Consider the following 7,173-nt stretch of genomic DNA (forward strand, 5'->3'; position numbering starts at 1 on the left):
GAAAATACATTGAAAATAATAAAACACAGGCATATAAAAGATGCGTTATATTCATACATCAGCCTGCTGAGCCGTCCATTGAGCGAACTGCCGGCGGAATAATCCGGCGCCGCCGTTGGCTGGATGACGCATAGCCTGGCAGGGAATCTGATGAGATTGCAGCGTATCGGCTGCTTTGCGGCCAATGGCAGCAATGGTAATGTCCGGCCGGCACAGGGCGAGGAGGGCCTGGGTATAGGCAATTCCCTGTACTAACTCCCTTTCTGCCGGCGTGCGGTTGGTAAAGGGCGACTCTTTGTGGGGATGAAAGGGAAAGATATTCCATAGAATAATGTCGTCCGGTACCAGCCCGCTGTCAATAATGGCTCCCCAGACATACGTGTCCGTCGGTTCGTTCATGCCGGACCGGCGCTGGGGATTGCTGGTCATATAGACGCAGTCCGGCCGGCTTGTACGCTGTCCGTTCCGGCCCAGTATCATGGCACTCGTAATCTGCCGGTGAGCGTTGAGCAACATGCGCTCGCAGGTGATGGCAATACCTGTAAAGCGGCATCCCTGATAGCCTGCTGCTTCAGCTACGCAGAGAAACCGGGCCGATGCCAGGCGGCGCTGCAGGTACTGCACAAGCTGCTGGCTGCGAATGGCCGGCGCCTCAGGCCCGATATCGCATTGCTTGTCATAGTCGCGCCACGGATTAAAGACGCTGGTTCCTTTGTACTGTTGGAGAGAATGAATAAACGATTGCAAAGACATGGCAGACCTCCTACGGCGCCGTAAAGACGGAAAACTGATGATATGTTCCGCTGAGGCGGGTAGCCTTGTACAGCGGAGAACGGAGGAATTCCTGATACGGTCCTTTCGGTACGATAATGGATACAGGCTGATGCTGGGCTATGCGCTGGAGAATAGCCGCTTCCGTTTCAACGGGATAGCGGTATTTCTGGGCCCACACGGCGCTGCGGCTTCCTGGCGTATGAATTTCTTTTCCTTTTGGCACCACATAGGTAGCTGTCCGCCCGGTGTAATACACAAAGGACGTGCTGTATTCATCGTAGACATATACCTTGTCAGGAATGGAGGGGCTGTTGATTACGAGGGGAACCGAAGACCGGTAGGCATAGAATGGCTGCAGCACCTGAAAGGTCAGCATGCCGTACAGAATCGCCGTTCCTGCAGCAATAATGATGGGAATGGCCGGGACAGCCCGCAGCCACTGGGCAATGACGAGGAGAATTATGGCACCGCCCAGAAAGACGATGAGCCACGTCAGGCTGCCCATGGGGAAAGGCGTTTTGGCGAAGGCGGCGGCGCCCATAAAGAGAACCCAGAACAGCAGGGCCGGACCGGTGACGATGGTCCACAGGCGGCGCCGGTCCTGATCGTACAGGGAGAGAATTGTCTCTGTGCCTATGTAGAGCAAAGGCAGGTTGGCAATATACGAATAGGTCGGATATTTCGTGGCCATAAGCGTATAAAACAGGATGGTTCCTGCTGCCCAGACGGTCATGTAGACGTAGTCGTCATTCCAGCCGCGCTGCTTCCACAGGCCGTACAGACACGGCCCTGTCCAGGGCAGAAGGCTTACCGGCACGAGGACGATGTAGTAATACCAGACATTGAATTCCGGGTGCTCCGAAACGGTAGCACGGACGACGTTGTTAAATCCCAGAAAGCCGTTGATAAAATCCATGCCGTGAAGGCTGTACATCGTGCCGTACCAGGACAGGGAAATGAGCAGAAAGGCAGCAATGCCGACAGGCGGGAACATGCGCTTTATATAGGTCATATTGCGGCGCAGTCCGGCAAATATCAGGAGAAACAGACCGGGCAGGACGATGCCTACGGGTCCTTTGGTCAGGACGGCAAAGCCGGCCATGGCGTAGGCGGCAATGACATAGCCTTTTTTTCCTTCAGTCAGGCCAATATAGGCGAAAAACATGGTTGCGCCAGTGAAAAAGAACAGCATCTGGTCCGTAATGATGGAGTGGCTGATGGTCCAGACTTCCAGGGACGTTACGGTCATGGCGGCAAACAGCAGTGCCGCTGCTGTCCGCCCCGTACGGCGCCACATATACCAGGCTGCTAGCACGGCTGATGCAGCGCCGAACAGGGCTCCCGGCAGGCGGGAAGCAAAGTCCGTAATGCCCAGCACGGTGTAGGACAGGCACAGCATCCAGTAGATGAAAATAGGCTTATCATACCAGAATACGCCGTAAATACGGGGAGAAATCCAGTCGCCGGCCAGAACCATTTCCTTGGCAGTCAGGGTGTAGTTCGATTCGACCGGGTCCGTAATAGCCAGGCCGCTGTTGCCCAGCAGCAAAAACAGGAGGCTCACAACGGCAATGAGCGGGAAGAGGATACGGGGACGCATGGCAGCTACCTCCTAGGGATGATTGATGAGAATGAGATGAGCCGGAAGTTCGGCAGCAATGCCGTATTGGAGAAGCTCCGGAACGCTGCGGCATAACTGCTGGTACGTCGACCGGGTCATGACGATGTACGTTTTGTCGGGATGGTGCAGGATAGCGGCAAAATCAGGCTGCTTTTCTTTCGTCCATTCCTGTCCGTAGAGGCCGCTGTAATAGGCCAGGCCAGGACGCAGAAACTTTTCAATGTACAGGGGCGACCGGCCGTCGTACACGTCGTGAAGAACATAGGCTGCTTCAAAGGACGTAGTATGACTGGAAAGGCTGGGAATAATCCAGCCAAAGGCAGCCCAGGAGAAGACAGTCATCGCTGCCAGGGCCGTGCACAGAGCCTGCATGGGACGCCGCTGCTGCCAGAGAATAGCCGGCAGGAAAAAGGCGGCGCCCAGGAGCAGGGAGCTCCAGCGAATAGCGGGCTGGAAGAACTGTGCCCCTTCGTTGAGGGGGATGAAATTGCACAGCAGTACGGCAGCAGCCAGCCCATAGGCGCTGCAGAGGACGACGGCTGACATGCGCCGCTGCTGCCAGAGCTGGTACAGGTATGCGCCAATGAGCAGCGATACTGGCGGGAACATAGGCGCAATGTACGTTACGAGCTGCGTCTTGGACAGGGAAAAGAAGATAAAAATAAAGGCGGCCCAGATCAGACAGAACAGGCGGGCATTGCGAAACGAATCCTTTTGCTTTACAGCCTGACAGACTGCGGGAATAAGGGCAGCTGTCCACGGTATCATGGCGGCAAACAGGATGGGAACGAAGAAGAAGAGACTGTTCTGTCCCGGATGTTCCGGCGCAGCAAAGCGGGTAATATTATGATAGCCAATGAAGGTATCGAGAAATGCGCTGCCGTGAGTCTGGTACATGAGTACATACCAGGGCAGGCCAATGAGGAAGGCCACGAGAATTCCCTGGGGAATCTTCATGGTTTTCAGCAAGGTCCACTGGCGTGTCAGGCCGATGTACAGCAGCATAATAAGTGCCGGAAAGGCATATCCCACCGGTCCCTTGGCCAGCAGGGCCAGGCCGCAGAAGGCGTAGGCCCAGTAGTAGTGCTTCCGGTAAAAGGACACCATGACAACAGTCAGCGTGAACAGCAGGGTCATATCCGTTACAGCAGCTTTGCCGACGTACATAAAGCCCACGCTGGTTGACAGGATCAGGGCCGATACGGCAGCAATGGGTTTATTGAAGATGTTCCGGGCCTGTATATAGAGATAGACAACTGTTCCCCAGGCCAGGAGGGCGCTGGGCAGGCGGGACGACCAGTCGGAAATGCCCAGAAGCGTATAGGACACCATTTCCATCCAGTAAAACAGGGGAGGTTTGTCGTACCAGAAGTTTCCGAAAATCCGCGGCGACAGCCAGTCTCCGGCCAGCATCATTTCCCGTGCCGTCTGGCCGTATACGGCTTCATCCGGGTCTGTCAGAGGGGCAGCGCCTAAAAAAGGCAGCAAAATAATTGCTGCCACAAAAAGGACGGCCAGGTCGCTGCGGTTTTTTACCAGCCAGTTTCTCATTTTGCCAGCTTCCTCCGGGAACGTTTCCAGAAGAATGCCGCAGCAATGAGGACGCAGAGAACGACCAGGGCGATAAGGAAAATATGATTATATTGGATCAGATCTTTCCAGTGGCTGCCGAGAATGGAACCGGCCCAGACGAGAAGCCACGTCCAGGGAATGGTGCCGATAATCGTGTAAATGACGAATTTGCCAAAGGGATAGCGGGCTACGCCGGCGGGAAAGGATATAAACGTGCGCACGCCGGGCAGGCAGCGGCAGATGAGGACGGCAGCGCCGCCGTATTTGTTGAACATGGTTTCGGCCATGTTAAATTTCTTTTCATTGAAGAAAATATATTTGCCGTATTTCAGCAGCAGCGGCCGGCCGCCGTAGGAGCCGAGCCAGTAACTGATGACAGAGCCGACGACGCCGGCAGCACAGGCGACGATGAGGGTTGTCCAGAAGTCAAAGATGTTCTGGGAAATCAGAAATCCTGCGAAACCCAGTACGACTTCACTGGGAATGGGAATATTGGCATTTTCCAGTACCATGGCAATAAACATTGCCACATATCCGTAGGATTCCATTAATTGCAATAACGTGTCCATGTAAGCACTCCTGTTCTTTGTACGATATACGAAACCTAATGCAGAGCAAAGGGCGTTGCAGCGGACGCCGCTCTGTTATCATAACATATACTTATCTCTTTTTAAAGCAGGGAATGTAGCATAGGCCATACTTACATAGCATACCGCCGTATATGAGCGACAGCCCCAGAATAAGCACGATTTTCAGCCATTCCGGAAAGGAAAGAGGCTGCAGGAAGTAGGCGGCATTCTGCGTCAGTATATCGCTGGTAAAATACAGCGGGTACGCATAGGGCGCCAACTGCAGCAGGCGCTGCGGGGTTTTGCTGCTCCAGGCGGCACTGGCCGCCAGCAGGCCCATGAGCAGGGGAAAAGCGGCAATAGCCGGCGTGAGGAGTACCCACGCCGAAGGTACGGCAGCCGATACACACAGAGCCAGCACGGCGGCGGCGAGCCAGCGCAGCGACGGCGTATAGCCCTTGGGCGAAAACCAGCGGTATACGAAGGCATGTACGCCAAGCTGGAAATAGAGGAAGAGCATGGCTGCTGCGCCGATCCAGTAGGCATGTATATACCAGAAACCAGCTAACACGACGCCCTGAAGCACATAAAAGGCGATGCAGAACAGTACCGACGGTGCTTCTGCCGGACGCTGGCGCAGAATCAGGTGGTGCCATTTTTTTTCAGCTGTCAGTACGAGGTGAAACAGCAGCAGCAAGGCGAGAAACCAGAAGGTGCCGACGGTCAGGCGCAGGCCCTGCGGGGACGCCTGTGAAGCAATATAGGACAGCTCTGTTCCAAACAACAGGACGCCGGCCAGCAAAGGCCAGCCCAGGCGGTTCCATTTCGTCTTCATATACGGAACCAGCATGTGCATGCGCAGCGATGCTGCGCCGAAATAGGCGCTGATGAAACAAAGTACGGGCAGGACCGCTGCGGCGGCTAGCAGGCAGATCGTGTCAGCTACAGGGCTGCGCAGTTCTGCCGGGGCCGGAACGATGCGGGTCCAGACAAATTCCGGCGTCTGTACGATTGTCGTGAAATTGCTCAGGACGACGCAGACAATGCCGAGAAGAACCATGACGGTTCTGAGAGTATCGAGAAACAGGATGCGTTTCCTCATGAAAACTCCTTCTTTCTATGTACAATAAACTCTGTCAGGATCTATTCCTTCATGGCCTGACATATATTATAATACACATGTATAAAAATTTATTAAAGTCCTGAAAAAGAAAATATAAAAAGAAGGTGCACCTATCATGAGTATTACGACGACAGACAGCATTATCCGTCTGGTCATAGCCCTTATACTGGGGGCCATTATCGGCTACGAACGGCAGGCGCAGAATAAGGCAGCCGGTCTGCGGACCCACATCCTGGTCTGCATCGGCTCCTGCCTGTGCATGATTTTGTCCATCAACATTGCCATGGATCATTTTATGCTGTATGGGTATCGCAATTCCGACCCGGAACGCATTGCAGCCCAGGTCATTTCCGGCGTCGGCTTTCTGGGAGCCGGTACGATTCTGGCCAATCAGAAAGCCCGCAACGTCCGCGGCCTGACGACGGCAGCCGGGCTCTGGGCCGTAGCAGCTATCGGTCTGGTAACAGGCGCCGGGTATTTGGGGACGGCCATTGCCGGCACAGTCCTGATTTTTGTCGTCCTTACGGTTTTTGTCCGTCTCGACTTACGGCTTCATGACAAGCATCGCGTTCAGTATGCCGTCCATATGGAGATGAAAAACAGCGTCGGTCAGATTCGCCGGCTCCTGGATCTCCTGAAAGAAGAGCACCTGAAGCTGGAATCTTTCCATGTGCTCAGCGAGGAAGATGCGCCGGCTGCCGAGCTGGAACTTGTCCTGTCAGCAGTACACCGGCTGGATGACGACGAGATTCTGGCAGCCCTCATGTCCCTGCGGGGCGTGCGCAAGGCTGAATGCAGCGAGATAAAAACAATGAAGCCGTCCCATACATCGGGACGGCCGGCAAATACGTGAGACAGACCATAGGACGTATACTCTGTGCTGTCAGCAGGGCTGTTTATTTTTTGCAGTGAAAAATGAAGGACGGCGGAATATTGCGTACTTCAAAAGATACGTGAATATGTGGAAAATATCGGTGAAACAGGGAGTACTGAAACGGCGAATACTGAATGGCCGTAAATTCTCCGCCTGGAGACAGAACTGCCGCAGCCTGCTGCAGAATACGATGCTGCAGGTCTGCCGGAAAGACCGTAAAAGGCAGGCTCGATATGATGCAGCTGGCCTGAGACCGGCCGCAGCACTTCAGCAGATACGAGAGATTCTCGGCATGACTGCCGAAGACAGCCGATGGAAATCGCTGCTGCAGACAGGCCCGCATATCCGGGTCCTGTTCGATAATGAGGAATGTGCTGTTCTGTTTGCGATGCCTTTCAATATATTCCGTAAATACGCCCGTTCCTGCACCTAATTCGACGATTGTATCCAGGTCGTTCCAGGGCAGGCGGGACAGCATGGTTCGGGCCAGGTAATGGGAGCTCGGTGTACAGCTTCCGACGACGGAGGGATCGGTCAGAAATTTTTTAAAAAACAGACTGCGTGTATCCAACATGGAAATCATCATCCTTTATCGTATGAATTACAGGCAATTACATATCTCTTATATTATATCATAAAA

Annotated in this window: 7 protein-coding genes; 1 reads left to right on the forward strand and 6 read right to left on the reverse strand. The window is 54.1% G+C overall.

Annotated elements, in window-relative coordinates; all coding sequences use genetic code 11:
• Nucleotides 1–51: 51 nt before the first annotated feature.
• From Q3886_RS07065 to Q3886_RS07085, 5 genes are all read right to left on the reverse strand, one after another.
• Nucleotides 52–753 (reverse strand): uracil-DNA glycosylase, encoded by a 702-nt coding sequence (locus tag Q3886_RS07065; protein WP_301860578.1) that lies wholly within the window; start codon nt 751–753, stop codon nt 52–54.
• A gap of 10 nt (nt 754–763) precedes the next feature.
• Nucleotides 764–2,374: a glycosyltransferase family 39 protein gene (locus Q3886_RS07070; RefSeq protein WP_301860579.1), complete on the reverse strand. Its 1,611-nt coding sequence runs from the start codon at nt 2,372–2,374 to the stop codon at nt 764–766.
• 12 nt (nt 2,375–2,386) lie between these two features.
• The gene (locus Q3886_RS07075; protein ID WP_301860580.1) at nt 2,387–3,946 is read right to left on the reverse strand and encodes a glycosyltransferase family 39 protein; all 1,560 of its coding nucleotides are present in this window, start codon (nt 3,944–3,946) and stop codon (nt 2,387–2,389) included.
• The gene (locus tag Q3886_RS07080) at nt 3,943–4,536 is read right to left on the reverse strand and encodes a DedA family protein (protein ID WP_301860581.1); all 594 of its coding nucleotides are present in this window, start codon (nt 4,534–4,536) and stop codon (nt 3,943–3,945) included. The genes Q3886_RS07075 and Q3886_RS07080 overlap by 4 nt, the downstream gene beginning before the upstream one ends.
• Before the next feature lie 91 nt (nt 4,537–4,627).
• Nucleotides 4,628–5,638, reverse strand: coding sequence for an acyltransferase family protein (locus tag Q3886_RS07085; RefSeq protein ID WP_301860582.1), 1,011 nt, complete (start codon nt 5,636–5,638; stop codon nt 4,628–4,630).
• Nucleotides 5,639–5,774: 136 nt separating this feature from the next.
• Between Q3886_RS07085 and Q3886_RS07090 the strand changes: the two genes are divergently transcribed.
• A complete protein-coding gene (locus tag Q3886_RS07090; RefSeq protein WP_301860583.1) occupies nt 5,775–6,512 on the forward strand; it encodes an MgtC/SapB family protein in 738 nt (245 codons plus the stop codon).
• 43 nt (nt 6,513–6,555) lie between these two features.
• Here Q3886_RS07090 and Q3886_RS07095 read toward each other — a convergent pair whose 3' ends face one another.
• Nucleotides 6,556–7,107 (reverse strand): class I SAM-dependent methyltransferase, encoded by a 552-nt coding sequence (locus Q3886_RS07095; RefSeq protein WP_301860584.1) that lies wholly within the window; start codon nt 7,105–7,107, stop codon nt 6,556–6,558.
• Nucleotides 7,108–7,173 lie beyond the last annotated feature (66 nt).

Origin of the sequence: uncultured Megasphaera sp., assembly GCF_958350005.1 — a bacterium.
In the GTDB taxonomy this organism is placed as follows: Bacteria; Bacillota; Negativicutes; order Veillonellales; family Megasphaeraceae; genus Megasphaera.